General features: G+C 68.0%; 19 protein-coding genes and 1 pseudogene. 11 read left to right on the top strand and 9 right to left on the bottom strand.

Annotated features, from left to right (window positions below; genetic code table 11):
* Positions 1-602 precede the first annotated feature (602 nt).
* Positions 603-1,697: a hypothetical protein gene (locus GA0115254_RS13990; protein ID WP_176740112.1), complete on the top strand. Its 1,095-nt coding sequence runs from the start codon at positions 603-605 to the stop codon at positions 1,695-1,697.
* A 692-nt stretch (positions 1,698-2,389) separates the two neighbouring features.
* Here GA0115254_RS13990 and GA0115254_RS13985 read toward each other — a convergent pair.
* The 3 genes from GA0115254_RS13985 to GA0115254_RS13975 all read right to left on the bottom strand — a co-directional run bounded on the left by GA0115254_RS13985 (position 2,390) and on the right by GA0115254_RS13975 (position 5,307).
* Positions 2,390-2,662, bottom strand: coding sequence for a DUF6225 family protein (locus tag GA0115254_RS13985; RefSeq protein ID WP_141720819.1), 273 nt, complete (start codon positions 2,660-2,662; stop codon positions 2,390-2,392).
* 163 nt (positions 2,663-2,825) lie between these two features.
* Positions 2,826-3,257 (bottom strand): DUF6083 domain-containing protein, encoded by a 432-nt coding sequence (locus GA0115254_RS13980; RefSeq protein WP_093895593.1) that lies wholly within the window; start codon positions 3,255-3,257, stop codon positions 2,826-2,828.
* Positions 3,258-4,347: 1,090 nt separating this feature from the next.
* A complete protein-coding gene (locus tag GA0115254_RS13975) occupies positions 4,348-5,307 on the bottom strand; it encodes a MerR family transcriptional regulator (RefSeq protein WP_256102565.1) in 960 nt (319 codons plus the stop codon).
* 64 nt (positions 5,308-5,371) lie between these two features.
* On the opposite strand from GA0115254_RS13975, the gene GA0115254_RS13970 reads away from it, so the two are divergent.
* Positions 5,372-6,133 carry a maleylpyruvate isomerase family mycothiol-dependent enzyme gene (locus GA0115254_RS13970; protein ID WP_176740111.1) on the top strand — a complete coding sequence of 254 codons (762 nt, stop codon included), beginning with the start codon at positions 5,372-5,374 and terminating at the stop codon, positions 6,131-6,133.
* A gap of 32 nt (positions 6,134-6,165) precedes the next feature.
* Here GA0115254_RS13970 and GA0115254_RS46005 read toward each other — a convergent pair.
* The 3 genes and pseudogenes from GA0115254_RS46005 to GA0115254_RS13955 form a co-directional block, all read right to left on the bottom strand.
* Positions 6,166-6,586: pseudogene (locus GA0115254_RS46005) on the bottom strand (glyoxalase); the annotation flags it as partial.
* A gap of 5 nt (positions 6,587-6,591) precedes the next feature.
* A complete protein-coding gene (locus tag GA0115254_RS13960) occupies positions 6,592-7,056 on the bottom strand; it encodes a helix-turn-helix transcriptional regulator (protein WP_093895602.1) in 465 nt (154 codons plus the stop codon).
* Positions 7,057-7,403: 347 nt separating this feature from the next.
* On the bottom strand, positions 7,404-7,814 hold the full coding sequence (locus GA0115254_RS13955; protein WP_093895591.1) for a VOC family protein: 411 nt from the start codon (positions 7,812-7,814) through the stop codon (positions 7,404-7,406).
* Between the two features lie 488 nt (positions 7,815-8,302).
* Between GA0115254_RS13955 and GA0115254_RS13950 the strand changes: the two genes are divergently transcribed.
* Positions 8,303-9,256, top strand: a complete 954-nt coding sequence (locus GA0115254_RS13950; protein WP_093895590.1) for an immunity 49 family protein — start codon at positions 8,303-8,305, stop codon at positions 9,254-9,256.
* Positions 9,257-9,272: 16 nt separating this feature from the next.
* Here the strand turns inward: GA0115254_RS13950 and GA0115254_RS13945 are convergent, their stop codons facing one another.
* Entirely contained in the window at positions 9,273-9,575 is a 303-nt protein-coding gene (locus tag GA0115254_RS13945) for a hypothetical protein (protein ID WP_093895589.1), read from the bottom strand.
* Entirely contained in the window at positions 9,568-9,783 is a 216-nt protein-coding gene (locus GA0115254_RS43835; protein ID WP_141720818.1) for a hypothetical protein, read from the bottom strand. The genes GA0115254_RS13945 and GA0115254_RS43835 overlap by 8 nt, the downstream gene beginning before the upstream one ends.
* Between GA0115254_RS43835 and GA0115254_RS13940 the strand changes: the two genes are divergently transcribed.
* From GA0115254_RS13940 to GA0115254_RS13925, 6 genes are all read left to right on the top strand, one after another.
* Positions 9,770-10,120, top strand: coding sequence for a hypothetical protein (locus tag GA0115254_RS13940; RefSeq protein ID WP_141720817.1), 351 nt, complete (start codon positions 9,770-9,772; stop codon positions 10,118-10,120). The two genes, GA0115254_RS43835 and GA0115254_RS13940, sit on opposite strands and share 14 nt — an antisense overlap.
* Positions 10,117-10,566 (top strand): hypothetical protein, encoded by a 450-nt coding sequence (locus GA0115254_RS13935; protein ID WP_093895587.1) that lies wholly within the window; start codon positions 10,117-10,119, stop codon positions 10,564-10,566. Before GA0115254_RS13940 ends, GA0115254_RS13935 begins: the two co-directional genes overlap by 4 nt.
* A 198-nt stretch (positions 10,567-10,764) precedes the next feature.
* On the top strand, positions 10,765-11,358 hold the full coding sequence (locus GA0115254_RS13930) for a GNAT family N-acetyltransferase (protein WP_370740873.1): 594 nt from the start codon (positions 10,765-10,767) through the stop codon (positions 11,356-11,358).
* 78 nt (positions 11,359-11,436) lie between these two features.
* A complete protein-coding gene (locus GA0115254_RS46000; RefSeq protein WP_256102564.1) occupies positions 11,437-11,568 on the top strand; it encodes a hypothetical protein in 132 nt (43 codons plus the stop codon).
* Between the two features lie 201 nt (positions 11,569-11,769).
* Positions 11,770-11,943: a hypothetical protein gene (locus GA0115254_RS44445; RefSeq protein WP_176740106.1), complete on the top strand. Its 174-nt coding sequence runs from the start codon at positions 11,770-11,772 to the stop codon at positions 11,941-11,943.
* Positions 11,944-12,082: 139 nt separating this feature from the next.
* Positions 12,083-12,847 carry a GNAT family N-acetyltransferase gene (locus tag GA0115254_RS13925; protein ID WP_093895599.1) on the top strand — a complete coding sequence of 255 codons (765 nt, stop codon included), beginning with the start codon at positions 12,083-12,085 and terminating at the stop codon, positions 12,845-12,847.
* A 49-nt stretch (positions 12,848-12,896) separates the two neighbouring features.
* Here GA0115254_RS13925 and GA0115254_RS13920 read toward each other — a convergent pair whose 3' ends face one another.
* A complete protein-coding gene (locus GA0115254_RS13920; protein ID WP_370740872.1) occupies positions 12,897-13,325 on the bottom strand; it encodes a transposase in 429 nt (142 codons plus the stop codon).
* 206 nt (positions 13,326-13,531) lie between these two features.
* Here GA0115254_RS13920 and GA0115254_RS44440 point away from each other — a divergent pair, with 206 nt between their 5' ends.
* Entirely contained in the window at positions 13,532-13,696 is a 165-nt protein-coding gene (locus GA0115254_RS44440; RefSeq protein ID WP_176740110.1) for a hypothetical protein, read from the top strand.
* 53 nt (positions 13,697-13,749) lie between these two features.
* Positions 13,750-14,322, top strand: a complete 573-nt coding sequence (locus tag GA0115254_RS13915) for an O-methyltransferase (protein WP_256102563.1) — start codon at positions 13,750-13,752, stop codon at positions 14,320-14,322.
* The last annotated feature ends 258 nt before the right edge of the window (positions 14,323-14,580 follow it).

Raw genomic sequence — 14,580 nt, 5'->3', positions numbered from 1 at the left:
AGTCGTGGCCGCACCCTGATTCCCTTTTCGACCGCTGAGAGTGCTGCCTTCCGGATGCGCGTTCCGGCCGCCCGACCGGCGTGCAGAGGTCTGGAGGAAGCGGCCGTAGCCATCGCTCCCTGAGGGGCCTGAGCAGCCTGGGCCGGCGCGGAAGCGATGAGTGGGGGCGAGAGCGAGGGCGAGCCCGCCGAAACCGTACGCGAGGTTCTCGATCGCCCACCCGTTCTGCCGGGGCACAAGGAGCCCCGGATACCCAGCAGCCCCCGCTCCCCCGCACGGACGAGGAGATTCACCACAGGAACGATTCACAGCGCACCACCGCGACAAGGAGCTACGCGGGTCAGCCGTCGGGGAGTTGTCCGGCTACGGGAGCCGCATTGAAAGGGCCCGGCTGCACCAGATGGTCGAGCTGTCAGAACAGCGTCAGCGGATCGACGGGAGGACAAGGGCTTCTTTCGTCGCGGTGGTCCCACGCCACGGCCCTCCGGGCCGTTCGGGGCGTGTCCCGGACGCGTCCCGGACAGCCCGACTGAGGCGAAGGGAGCGTTCCGCCCCTATGTTCGGTTGCCATGGACACCACACGGAGAACCATCCTGCGCGGTATGGCAGCGGCCCCGGTCGCAGCGGCGGTGGGCGGTCTGGCGCTTCCGACGGAAGCCGCTGCGGCCGGCAGGTACAGACTGAAGGGCCGCAGCGCTCCCCGGTGGGCGCCGGGGCACAGCTACCGGAGCGTGATCAACCGGTTGAATCCCCTACTCGGCGGCCCGGTTCCCGTCGCCGAGGTGCTGACGAGGACTCCGGCCTTGAAGGCGACGCGGGTCACCCAGTGGCCGGCGCGCGACGACGACGGGACGAAGCCCCGTCCGGACAGCGAGCCGGAGAAGCTGCTGCACGCCTTCAGGTGGGCCGGCGACGATTTCGTCACCAAGGAGTGGCGGCCACAGGGCATAACGACCAACTACGACGCGAACGGCTCCGCGCCCCGCACTCTGCTCGTGTCCTGGTACGGCCGACACGGTGCCAGCAGGCAGGGCGCCAGGATCAGCATCGTCAAGTGGGATGCTGCCGGTGATCCGACGTACCAGCATGTACTGCTCGTGGAGCCGAACCGGGTCCGAACCGAAGGGGGCGAACGCGACGACTTCATCGGGACGGACTTGCACGCGGGCGGAATCGTCTGGTACGGCAACAAGCTGTACGTCGCGGACAGCACCGAAACGCGTCCCGGCTTAAGGGTGTTCGACCTCAGCCGCATCTTCAAGGTCACCAGAGGCCCGGGGGTGGGCCGCCAGCCGGACGGAACGTACCGGGCATACGGATACGACTACGTTCTCCCCCAGTGCTACGCCTACGACGCGAGCGGGAGCACGGCCAAGGGGCTCACGTTCTCCCAGGTCTCGTTGGACCGTACCGGCCGCCGCCCCACACTGCTCGTGAGCGAGTTCACCGGCGACCACTGCCGACTCGCCCGCTGGGAACTCAGTGGGGAACGAAGCGGGTACTTGCACAGTGTGAAGTCCGCCTGGGAAGGCACCGCGAACGGCGAAGACCGCGTGCAGGGTGCGGTCAGGGCGAACGGCAAGTACTACTTCTCCGCAAGTCGCACCAGCGAGAACCCGGGGGAGCTGCGTTCCTGGAGCGGGGGACGCGCCCGGGAAAGCGCGAGTCGTTCCTCAACATCGGCTGTGAGGACCTGAGTTACAGCCGGATAGGCGGCCGGGCAGCGTTGTGGGCCCTCGGGGAGTACGCGAATGACGAGAACGACGACCGCCGGGCTCCGTTCAGCCGCTACGTGTACGCCGTCAGGCCGTAAGTCGGCTCGATCTCCCGATCACGACGTGTCACCCAGGCCGGCGACGGCGGAACCGGGCCCGGCACCACACCGCCGTCCAGGTCCAGCAGCGTCGCTCCCGCGATCTCTACCGGTGTCCATCAGAGTGAACACGCCTGTCCAGGACATCACATCTGTGATGTATGCACTATTCCTGTTCGCGTGATCACACTCAGGACAAGACTGCTGTAGCCACAGCCCTCATTCCCCTCCCACTGGCCCTGCTCGCACCGGTCCACGCCGCCCACGCCGTAGTGGCTGGTGCGAGCGCCGTGGACTGTCCTGGCGGGTATGTGTGCATCTGCCCGGAGATCTGAGCCTGCTCCCTCCCCCAGCAGCGAGCCCGAGGGAGGTTGTCAACTCTCGATTCCGAGTCGGCCGAGGCGGAAACACGTCTTCTGCTCCGAGCCCGAACGCGTCGAGGGCACGGGAACGGCAATGCCGTTCGCCGCTGCGGCGATACTGCCGGCCCGCCAAGAGTGGGACCGCAGGAATCCGGCCCGGCAATGACGGCACCGAGCCGCAAGTCACTCCGACCGGGGAGCGACCTCGGCGGGTTCAGTCGAGGACGTCGTACTCGTCGGCCTGCCAGTCGGCAAACAGGGTCAGTGCCTTCTCGGTCTCCGCGCGCTCGGGCGATGTGGAGGTGGCCGGCCACCAGTTCTCAACGTGTTCGGCGTTCACGAGCACGAAGTCGCGGTATCCGTCGAAGTCGCCGGGGTCTTCGGCAACACCGATATGGATGGGTGTGTCATCGGGCAGGTCTTTGATGGCTTCGCGGAGCTGAGCGGCGTTCCATACCTGCGGGGCGTGGTCAAAGGTGTCGGCCATGGGCACAGGATGCAGGACCACACCGGAAGTCCACGTGAGGACACGGCTGTACCCCGGGCCAGAGCGCTGATCCGGGGTACAGGGGGCCGGGGTGAAGAACTGATCAACGGTGGTGAAATGAGCCCAGCCGGTGGCCTGGCGTACCGGGCCGGTCAGGCCGTGGTCAGCCCGTGTCGGGGAGGTCCCAGTCGTCGGGCAGGTTGAACAGTCGCTGCGCCCGGTGTTCGTTCTCCTGCCGGAGCGCAGTGGCCCACAGCGGAGGATCTTCGCGCGGGAGGTAGGGGCAGACCATGCGGTGCGCGATGCGGCACTGGGCACCGGGGAGGGGTGCGGCGTCCCACAGGTTCATGGCGGCCCCGTCCGAGGTAATGATCCAGCGGCGGCGCGGAGGCACGGTGTGGGCGGGAACGACGATCCTCGGTTCGAGGAGGACCCAGTGACCTTCGTAGTGGGTGGGATAGCGGTCTTGCGGGAGATCGCAGAAGGAGCAATCGGGTGCGGCGGGTGGCGGCGGGGCGGTGGCGCCTTCGAGGGCGGCTTGGAGTGCGTCGTCGGGGCGGTCCGGGACAGGTGTGGTGTTCTCGGTGTCCCCCATACTCTTCAGGGTCCGGACGGGCCGTCAGGTGCGATAGGGCGCGATCCAGCCATGCTGGACGGGAAAGAACCCGTCCAGTGTGCTGTTCGGCGGCACACGGGGCTTGTGTGGGCACACAGTCCGCATCGCGGCGGGCCGGATCCCCGGAACGGCTGAGGCTGGGGAGGCCCTCTACGTCAGAACTTCCCCTTTGCCCGGTCAGCCATGTCCTGTGCGACCCCTCAGGGCGTACGCCCTGGGGAACTGCCCGCTGGAAGTGCCCTCGATCGGTGCGCGGCCCACCCGAACTGTCACCTGGGCGTCCTCGCGAAGATTTACTCCGTACGAGGCGTCCCCAAGTCCGGCCCCGTGCTCAGACAGCGTTCCCTCTCGGCATGCGACATCGGTATCCCTGCCCCATTCGAGGATTTCCTTCGCACGGGCGACGTCCACGTACTCCCGGGGACCGAAGTCGATGCCGTTGCCGGTCCTTGGGTTGCGGTGGGCGACCGACATGCTCAGCCCGGTCTCCGGCCTCTTCGACGGGTTGCCCCTTTAGACCGACCGGCAAATGGGGGGCGGCGTCGCGTGCCCAGCCCCGCGACGCCGCCCCCCATTTGCCGGTCGGTCTTAGCCGCTTGCGCACCTGTTCCAGCTGTCGGGGATCGCTGGGAAGCCGTCCCGGCCATCGTCCGTGTACGCGTACGGGGCTTCCCTCTCCGCCTTCTTGAGGATCTCGTCGAACTTCACCTGAGTCGACGCGCTGCCCCAAACGCTGTCGTATACGGCGCCTGGCCATACCCCACCCCCTTGATCGTTGATTCGCGCCAAGGCCGGCACGAGGGGCACTCCGGTACCAGGAGGCGGCTCGTGACGGCGCCCGGTGTTCGGGGCCACTGTGTGGGGCGCCGTGCTCGGGCAGACGACAGGCCGCTGGTGTACAGGTTCAGGTTGAACAGGCCCGGCAGCCGTATTCACGGCGGCGTCCGCTCGCAGGCCGTCACCCATCACAGGCGTCAGCAGGCCCGGCGTACCCGCGGAGACCCTCCCGGAATTGTTCCCTCGTCGAACTACTGACCAGCAGCGACTGCACATCCTGCGGCCCCCGACGTCACCCCGGACCGCCCCGGTTTGCTGGGCACGCCTCAGCAGCACCGTCAGGACTTACGGAGCGTTCGAGGGAGTCGGTCAGCCACAGGTGGGACGCGCCGAGTGTGACCGGGTCGCCGCTGGCCTCTGCCACGAGCCGCCAGTAGCGTCGCATCCGCGGGTCGCGGTCGGCGGCCACATGGGCCAGCAGCCGGCATCTGAACTGCGGGGTGTCGCTCCCGCCGCGCACGGAGGCGTGTGCCGCCACGAACCGATCGAGTTCGGGGCCCACGCGGGGAGGCTCGCCCGCCTGCACCATGGGCTGGGCCAGCACGCACGCCTCGCTGATCCCGCTCATCAGCTCGGCCTCGTCGGCGATCAGTTCGGCGTTGGCCCGCGCCATGGCCAGCAGGCCGCGTGTCAGTTCCCGGTCGCCGGCCAGGGCGAACAGTTCGGCGAATGCGACCACCTGCGGCGGGGTCGGGTCGGTGGGCGGCTCGGGCACGGCCATGGTCACGAACGCGGTGAGCATCGCCTCGGACGCCGTGGCGACCATCGTGCGTCTCCAGAAGTCGATCAGCGCGTTGCGGGCGGCACCCCCGCTCTCCACGGCGGCCAGCAGCTCCAGCCTGGCGGCCCGGTCGGCCGGTCCGGCCTCCTCGACCGCGCGCAGCGAGGCCCGCCGCCAGGCCAGGTCGGCGAGCTGCACATCGAGCGCCGCCCGCTCGGCCGTGACGACCTCGACCACGGAGCGTTCGCCGGCGAGCACGTGCCTGATGGACGGCAGCCCGAGCCCGAGCCCGCGCAACCGTCTGACCAGGCCGAGCCGCTCCACGGCCGCCTGGTCGAACCTTCGGTGGCCACCCGTGCTGCGCACCGAGTCGACGATGCCTTCGTCGCAGTAGAAGCGAATGGTCCGCACCGGCACGCCGGTCAGCCGCGCCAGGTCGCCGATCCCAAGCGTCTCATCGAGCAAAGGCACTTGAACCTCCACTGGACTGGAGTTTCTACCGTACCGGCATCACCCCGTGAGAGGAGCTTTCGTGATGACGTCGACACTGGACACCGCACGGCTCGTGGAGGGCCTGCGGGAGCAGACCGGAGGGTTCACCCGCGCGGTCGCCGGAAGGGACCCGGACACTCGGGTGCCCACCTGCCCGGAATGGCCGCTGCGTACCCTCGTCGGGCACGTCGGCCAGGAGCACCGGTGGGCGGCCGAACTCGTGCGCAAGAGCGAGCAGCTGCCCATCCCTGACCCGTGGCAGGCCGATCCCGGCGCCCCGGACGAGTGGGCCCGGTGGCTGCGCGAGGGCGCAGAGGAGTTGATCCGCGCGATCCAGGAGACCGGCGCGGACACCGAGACGCACACGTTCATCGGGCCGCGGCCGGCGGCCTTCTGGCTGCGCAGGACGCTGAGCGACACCTGCATCCACCACTACGACGCGGCGTTTGCGACGGACACCGCGTTCGAGATCGCCGACGACCTCGCAGCCGACGTGATCAGCGAGAGCATGGACCTGCTGTCCACGCCGGGCTTCGAGACGGCCAGGCCGGCTGTCGCCGGGCTGCGCGGCCGGGGCGAACGGATCGGGTTCCGGCCGAGGTCCGTGGAGGGCTGGGTGATCACCAGGACACCTGAGGCACTGCGATGGGAGCGCGGGCCGGTCGAAGCCGACGTGGTGGTGTCGGGGGCGGTGGCGGACCTCATGCTGGTGTTTTCCCGCCGCGTCCCTCCGGAGGACGACTGGGCGACGGTGACGGGCGACCGCGCGTTGCTGGACCACTGGCTGGCCCACACGGCGCTCTAGCTGTGCAGGCAGCAGAAGCAGGAGGCGGCTGAAGCCTTCGTCGCGGCAAAGCCTTGGCCGACGTAGAACCGCTTGCTCGCGACCATGTCCGCGACTCCCAGCAGGAGCACGATCTCGCCGACCTGCCGGGTGGCAGGGCCGGTGTCCTGCTTCGCCGAGGTCGCGACCTTCCAGATCGTCCCGTCCGGGGCCTGTACGACGCCGCCGTAGCCCCAGAGCTTTCGCGGCAGGCTTCAGCGGCGTGACGTCGGCGTCGAGGGCTGCGTCGATGAAGCTGTTGACGGTGGCCGGCTGGGACACCGTGACCGCCAGTGTGAAGCCACGGAGGCCGGTTGTCGGTGCTTCCGAGGCCCGCAGGCGTACCTGCGTGTCCAAACCGAAGGCGGCGGTGCAGAAGCGGTCGGCGGCCGTGGGGTCGGCCACGTCGAGGGAGACGGATTCGATGGATGCCATGGCCATCACGCCAGATGCGGCTCGGCGGCCGGCGCTTCTTGATTCCTGACCGGTCTTGTCACCTGTTTTGCCACACACGGCGGCATCCCCGCCGCAGCGCCCGTTGCGCAGCGCCGGTAGGCGCTGGGCGGCATGCCGACCAGCTCGGTGAAGCGCGTGCTGAAGGTGCCCAGCGATGAGCAGCCGACCGCGAAGCAGACCTCGGTGACGCTGAGGTCACCGCGACGCAGCAGCGCCGTCGCGCGCTCGATGCGACGCGTCATCAGGTACGCGTACGGCGACTCGCCGTAGGCCAGCCGGAACTGGCGGCTGAGGTGCCCGGCGGACATGTTCACGCCGTGGGCGAGCGCCTCGACGTTCAGCGGCAGCGCGTACTCCCGGTCGATCCGGTCGCGGACGCGGCGCAGTCGCGCGAGGTCGCTCAGGCGCTGCGCCGCGGCGCGTGCGCGCCCCCACGAAGGGTGACACATGAGAGAACTCCATTTCATCGATGTCCGCGAGCACCTGGGTTGCATGCCGAGGTAGGCGGCGAGGTGCTCGATGGTGACGACCGGCTTACCGGAGTCGACGAGCAGGCCAAGCAACTGTTCGACGGCGGGATGGAGGCCGGTGGTCGGCTCGGCAAGGATGCCGACGCCGCCCTTGGGGGCGGTCGGCGTGCGCGCTTCGGCCTCGGCGGCCGACATCGCGAACACCTCTGCGATGGTGCGGCCGCCGACGGGGTGGTCGGGCACAGCGGCCTGGAAGCGCCGGCCGCCGTATTCTTCGCGGGTGGTCGCGATGCCGGCCGTCACGACCGAATCGATGACCGGACGGCTCAGCGAAGCTGCTGGATGCGGACCAGGTTGCCCGCGGGATCGCGGAAGGCACAGTCGCGGATGCCGTACGGCTGCTCGGTCGGCTCCTGGACGACCTCGGCGTCGCCGGCCTGCAGCTTCTCGAAAGTGTCGTCGAGGTCCCGAGTGGCCAGCAGGATCCAGCCGTAGGTGCCCTTGGCCATCATCTCGGCGATGGTGCGACGCTCGTCCTCGGTGACCCCAGGGTCGGCGGCCGGCGGCGCCAGGAGGATGGACGTGCCCGGCTGGCCGACGGGGCCCACCGTGATCCAGCGCATCTTGCCCTGTCCGACGTCGCTACGGACCTCGAAGCCGAGGCTGTCGCGGTAGAAAGCCAGGGACGCGTCCGGGTCGTCATGCGGGAGGGAGCTCGTGTGAATGGTGATGTCCATGACGATCAGACTAGGTGCGGCTCCGTGACCCGCGCTTCTCGATTCCTGATCGATCTGGCCACCTGTTTCGCCACAGCCCGAAGCACACCGATCCGTCCAGACTGCGATTGAACGTGTGCGTGACGGTCACCCGGGACAACTATTTGGCGCGGGTGGCGCTCTACTTGCCGCCGAGGGACCCACACCGGACCCGTTGGTCACGAATCGGCCGACTGCGAAGAGTCGGCGTCATCAGGAGGGGCCGCGGCACCGTGGGTCAGAGACAGGAGACCGGAGCCACTTTCGCGCGAGAAGAAGTGGGGCCACCTCATGCCGGGGGAAGCGGGTCACAAATCAGGCGAAAGGGTCCGGTGCAGACAGGAACACCGCGGCATCGCAGCTCAGTTCCCCTGTTGCTGCCGAGATCTCGCGGCCAGACCTGGGGCAATGTCCGAGGCGGTTGATAGCTTGCCGCGTCCGGCCGAAAAGATCACGAGAGGACTTCAGCCGTGCAGGAAGTGACGCGCCACGAGGTCAGCGGACAACACATGGCCCAGGCACTCGACGGCATCAGTCGACGGACCCGGTGGCGGTGGCACGGGATGCGCTACGACGACGCGTCCCCGGCGAGGCTGCAGGAGATGCATGACGAGCTCCTCGATCACATCGCCGCTCGCACCGTGGCGGACCCCACGCTCGACGAGGCATCGCGCTCGGCACTGCGGACCGCGGCGGAGTGCTCCTTGGGGGTGCTGAGCATTGGCTGCTTCCCCGACGGCGACCAAGAGATCATCTTTCCGCTCATCGGCGAGAAGCTCAGCAGCGATGACATCGCCTTCGGCGACGTCATCGAGCAGGCCCCCACGGCCGGAACGTGGTTCGACACGTTTGCGATATGCCTGGTCAGCGGCCTGGTGTGGGAATGGCAGCGGGTGATCGGTCTGCTGCTGCGCAGCGACTACGCGCCCGCGATCCGCGACGGGGTGCGGTACTCGGCGGTGAACTCCACGTCGGATCCTGCGGACCTTGCGGCGATGGACGCACTGTGCGGCTACCTGACCCAGGCACGCGGGCACCTGCCGCGCGATTGGCCGACCGTGCCCCTGCGCAAGCCGGACGCCGACGCGCGCGCCGAGGCGGCCCGGGAACTGGACACAGCCGGCCCCCTGACACCGGACCAGCGCCTCCTTCGCGTACTCCTCGACGACGACCAGCACGCCTTTGAGCAGGCTCTCGTGGCCCGGCTCATCGAGCACCGGGAAAGCATGGGACTCAATCCCGCACCCAGGACTCTGCTGCCGCTCGGCGCCCTTGCCCTGACCGCCCTGGCGGTCCAAGCGCACGGGTGGGAGTTGGGCGTCCGGTCCGGCTATCTGCCGCACGGCATGCTCGGTTCCCCGGAGGCGCTGCGGCGAGCAGCGGACGCCGGCGAAAATAACCTGGGCCATTGGACCGCCAAGTAGTCAGTCCGGACAGCCCTCAGTCCTCAAGCGCATCGACAGTGGCCGCGGCCACTCCGCCGCCCCTCTCGGGCGGCTCGCGCAACTCGTCCTCACCCGCGCCGTCGGCGTAGTCGAGGACGCCGGGCAGTTCACCGCCGTTCCCCGTGATCACATGCGTCAAGCGCAGGAACTCCTTGCAGCGGGCCGCCTCAGCGAGGTCGGCCCGCCGGCCCGGGACTCCCGAAGCTACGGCCAGGTGACAATCGACACGCCGGACCGTGCGGTCGAACTCGGTTTGCAGCTGCTCCTCGGTCAGGCGGCGCTTGCTCGCCTCAGCCACGCTGGGATGACTCCAGTTCCTCGATCTTTCGGGCCCATAGGGCTATGTGTTCGATGAGCTGATCCCGGTCGTGGGCCCGTACCACCCGGCGCGAATTGCGCAGCGCCATCACCTTGTTCCACCACTCCTCACGCTCCTCGGCGGTCGCCGCCCCTTTCGAGCGGCCGGGCACCACGGTGCACCGTCGCATCGAAGTGCTGAACACCACCGATTCCACCCTGCACGTCGACGTGTATCCGGCCGCCGCCACCATCGCACACGGCTCCTTCGTGGGGGCAGCCGGAACCACGAGGAATGACCTCTCGACCTGGACATCACTGAAACGCAAGACGCTCGATGTCCCCGCGCACGACACCGCCCGCGACACCGTGACCATCGCGGTGCCCAAAGACGCGGCCCCGGGCGAGAGGTATGCCGTGGTCTGGGCACAGGTCACTGGCGGTGAAGGGGGCGGTATCGCGATGGTGAGTCGCACCGGCATCAGGGTGTATCTGTCAGTCGGCGGCCACAACCCCCGGCCCCGAACTTCACCGCGCGCACGATGACGGCCGAACGCGGCTCGGATGGGCGCGCGATCGTGCGTGCCCAGGTCTTCAACACCGGGGGCCGTGTCCTGGACCTGTCCGGCACCCTGAGGCTTTCCTCGGTGTCCGGAACCCTTAGCGCGGGCCCTTACCAGGTACAGCTGGGCACAAGCCTGGCGCCTCGCCAGTCGGAACCGGTGAGGATTCCGGTAACCGACCAACTGGCCGACGGCCCCTGGAAGGCCACCCTGGAATTGAAAAGCGGATTGCTCGTCAAGAAGTTCCACGCGGAGATCAAATTCCCGCACACCCAGGGCATCTCCCCGGCAGTCGCCATGGACGCCGAAGCGTCCGGCGGCGTCGCGCTCAAGACACTGGTGCAGGGGATCCTCCTACTGGGTACCACCCCTCTGATCGCCGGCGTCCGCATCCACCGCCGACACGGGAGTAGCACGGCTGACGTGTAACCGCCCTCCTCGACGTCTTCGTCCGTGGACGACATGTCCGCTGATCCTGCTGTCCGCAACACGTGTGCCCACTCGGTCGTCCTGGACGGCGTATCGGGAGGAGGAGCAGGGAACCGACCGATCGGCGGGGTCGGATCATCTGGTGCTCAAAGGTTTAATTGGCTCGTCACAGTCCCGGCCGGCCCGTACCATCCGCCTGTGATCGAGAACATGACAGGTGATCAGGCCACAGGGACGGACAGGGAGCCGTGCTGGCGAGGAAGGAATGTCGGTCTCGCGTCTGTCGACGTCGATGACGCCGAGTTGATGCACAGCTGGCGCTCCGACCCCGTCGCCGCTCATGAGGTCGGCTTCTGGCCTCGTTCCCTCTCCGCCCTCCGTGAGCGTGTGGAGCGCGACAGAGACGATCAGGACCGTGACGACTTCCTCGTCCTGCTCTCCGACGGCACACCGATCGGCCACATAGCCCTCGTCGACCAGGACATCGCCGACGGTACGGCGGAAGTCCATCTGCTGCTGGATTCGCGCTACCGAGGGCAGGGATACGGCACGGACGCACTCGACGCGCTGGTCGATCTCGCCTTCGGCGAACTGCCCATGCACCGCATCCAGGCAGTCACCCACACCGCCAACACTGCCGCGCTCACCGTTCTGGCCAAAGCGGGATTCGTCCAGGAGGGAGTGCGTCGCTCAGCATGTCTGCACAGGGGGCGCCGCTATGACGTCGCAGTCCTGTCCTTGCTCCGCGACGAGTGGGAGGCGCTCGCACGCCCGAAGTCCTGGGACATCTGAGCAGGGCTGCGGGCTGGGGTGGTTGGTGCCTGGCACGGCTGCCGATGAGGTTGGTCGACGTGCTGGAGGCTCGGGTTCGTGGCGACGCGGCTGTTCGCGGACGACTCCAGCGCCGGCACCTTCACCGACTTCATCCTGCGCTGCTTCGAGTGGATCGACCGCCCGAACGCCCGCCGTTCATCTCTCGCCATTGGCCGGGCAAATTGCTGAGATACCACTCGCTCAAGCCGACCGAATAATCTACCAAGGAGCATTGAAGTCCCGGGAACCTGCTGCGCATTTCCCCCGCCTGGACCGGACGGGCCCGATGCGCGAACCCGACGCCGTGCGTCCGGTCGACGCCACCGTGATGGGTCGGGTCCTGAGGCAATCCACCTGAGCGGGTGCCGGGCACAGGTGCAGGCTTGCGCAGTGATTCCCGAGCCGGCCCCTGGCTATCTGAGCTGGGACGAGGTGGCCCCCGCCCGTCATCCCTTCGACAGCGCGTTGGCGGCGCAGGTCGTGCGCTCGCTCGGACCGGCCCGGCGTGTACCGCGCCGCCCTGTTGATCCCTTCGCCGAACCGGCGATGAGTGCCTGGAGCTAGGCCGTGTATCGAATGGACTGGTCACCAGCGCGACAGCGTCGGCGGACGACTCAAAATCGCATGCGATCTTCTCCCAGTCATGCTGGGATCAATCGCTATGAATGATCATTTCCTCAATGAAGCCGACTTGATGGACAGGATGGAACAGAACCTGGCGGAACATGCCTGTCACCTGCATCGCGGCATGACTGGTGCGGCCGTCACAGAGGCGGGTGACCTCCTGGTCGCCGACAGCGGCCTGGACGACGACACTTTCAACATCGTTGCTGCGGCCCGCTTCACCGTCACCAACGCTTCGGCACGTATCACCAAGACCGCTCGGACGCTGGCCCGCACTGGCCGCCGTTTCTCCTGGTGGGTGGGGCCTGCCTCGACACCACTGGACCTCACCACCCGCCTGACGGCGGCCGGCCTGCCGGCGTCCGAACGCGAGACGGCGATGTGGGCCGAGCTTGATGACACCCTGCCACTGCCCGCCGTCCAAGAACTGGACATCCAGAGGGTGGCCACACCCGAACAGCTTGCCGACTACGCCACGGTTCTCGCCGCGAACTGGGACCCGCCTGCTGACACCGTCCGCCGCTTCTTCGCCCAGGCCGCCCCGCAGGCACTGGCAGCGCACTGCCCGGCCCGGTACCTGGTCGGCTACGTGGAGAGCCGTCCGGTCTGTTCGGCTGAAGTGTTTCATCACGCGGGGGTCGCCGGTATCTACAACATCTGCACCCTGGCCGCCCACCGCCGACGTGGCTACGGCGGTGCTATCACGCTCGCGGTACTCCGCACGGCCCGCGACCGAGATCACCGCATCGCGGTCTTGCAGGCGTCAGCCGACGGCGAGCCCGTCTACCGCCGCCTGGGGTTCCGCTCCTGTGGCCAGTTCACCGAACACACCATCAACCCCTGAACCACCTGAACTCCACTGGCCCTCCGCCCGCCTTTCCTGACGGTGCTGGTCACAGCCACTCGCTGATGGCCGCTACGAGGACAGTGGCCTCGTAGCGGATCGCGACCTTGTCGTATCTCGTGGCCATAGCGCGGTGCCTTTTGAGGCGATCAATGCCGCACTCGACCGCGTGCCGGGCCTTGTAGTCCTCGGCGTCGAACTTGGGCAGCCGGCCACCACGCGAGCCGAGCTTCTTGCGGTTGCGGGTCTGGTCGGCCTTATCCGGGATGGTGCAGCGGTTGCCGCGTCGGCGCAGGTAGGCGCGGTTCTTTCGGGACGCATACGCTTTGTCGGCGCAGACCCGGTCGGGCCGGGTCCGCGGACGCCCCGAACCCAGGCGGGCGACATGGACCTTCTTCAGAACGGGCTCGAACTGAGTGGAGTCGCCGCGCTGTCCGGCGGTGGTCGAGCTCGACGGAGTCAGCCTGATCCGTCGCATCACCTTCCAGGCCGACGACCCCCGGGACGCGCTGACCCTCGCGCGGTACGTCGACGTCCACCTCGCGGAGACCCGACGCAGCGCCGCCTCCCTCGGCTCCCAGTAGGGTGTTGTGACGAACTGGTCAACATCAATGACGCCCTCAAAACGACCGTCACGACCTTGCCTCTGATCGGCGGTGTCCTCGCCGGCCTCTACGCTTTTCCATGCAGTTGCTGTCCGAGGGCGACGCACGCCGTGCAGGCGCAAGCCAATTCGCCAACCGCTATCCCGCCGCCGGACAACTCGGCCACAACCAAGCCGCTGTCTGTCTGGCCGGCGTCTACGGCCTCGGCCGCCTCGCCTTTCGCCGGGGTCCGGACAGGCAATGATCTGTTCGGACACCTTCGCTGGCGGTACCATCGTGTTCACCATGAGGGGGGCCGTGATCACCAAAGAACGTGCGGTTCCGCCTCGCGTGGTGGCCGCAGAGCGAGTCGCCGCCGAGGCGGGCTTCAAGAAGAGTTGCATCCCTGAAGTGGGCAGGTTGCTCAGCCTGGCTGCTGCTGCAAAACCCCACGGGATCATCGCGGAGAGCGGCACCGGCTCGGGAGTGGGCACTGCCTGGCTGCACAGTGGCCTTGGCTCCGGTGCACGGCTGATCACCGTAGAGCGTGACGAGGAGCTTGCCCGTCGAGCGGCCGAGGTCTTCGCGGACGACAAGCGCGTCAGCGTTCTCACCGGGGACTGGCGGCTGCTCGAGCACCATGCCCCCTTCGACGTCTTCTTCTGCGACGGCGGGGGCAAGCGTGACGACCCCCAGGGGGTCGTCGAGCTGCTTGCTCCCGGTGGTCTTCTCATCCTGGACGACTTCACTCCCTCGCCCCACTGGCCGCCTCGTTTCGATGGCGAAGTGGATGAGCTCCGCCTGTTCTACCTCACTCATCCAGCGCTGGACGCCACCGAAATACTCACAACACCAGCCAGTTCAGCGGTTGTTGCGGCACGCCGCCTCTAGCCAAGAAGGCTTGTAGGGTTCTTGATCACGCCACGCGTGCTGGTCCGGAGCGGCGATCTGCGCCGTCTCGACCCACGCTCGCCATGCCCGTAGGGGTCAGGTTTCCGGGTTCGCACCGTACGGAACCGGCACCGTGCAGGGATCCGGTCTTGGAGACCCGGACATCATCCCACAGTCCGTTGCCGCCCGTTTCTTCGGCGATGTTCCGCGGCCGCAGACCGGCCAGTTCGGCCCGGCGCACAGCGATGGCGAAACCCA

Origin of the sequence: Streptomyces sp. Ncost-T10-10d, from assembly GCF_900091955.1 — a bacterium.
Taxonomy (GTDB): domain Bacteria; phylum Actinomycetota; class Actinomycetes; order Streptomycetales; family Streptomycetaceae; genus Streptomyces.
The sequence above is the reverse complement of the archived record's forward strand: the minus strand, read 5'-3'. Positions and strand labels throughout refer to the sequence as shown.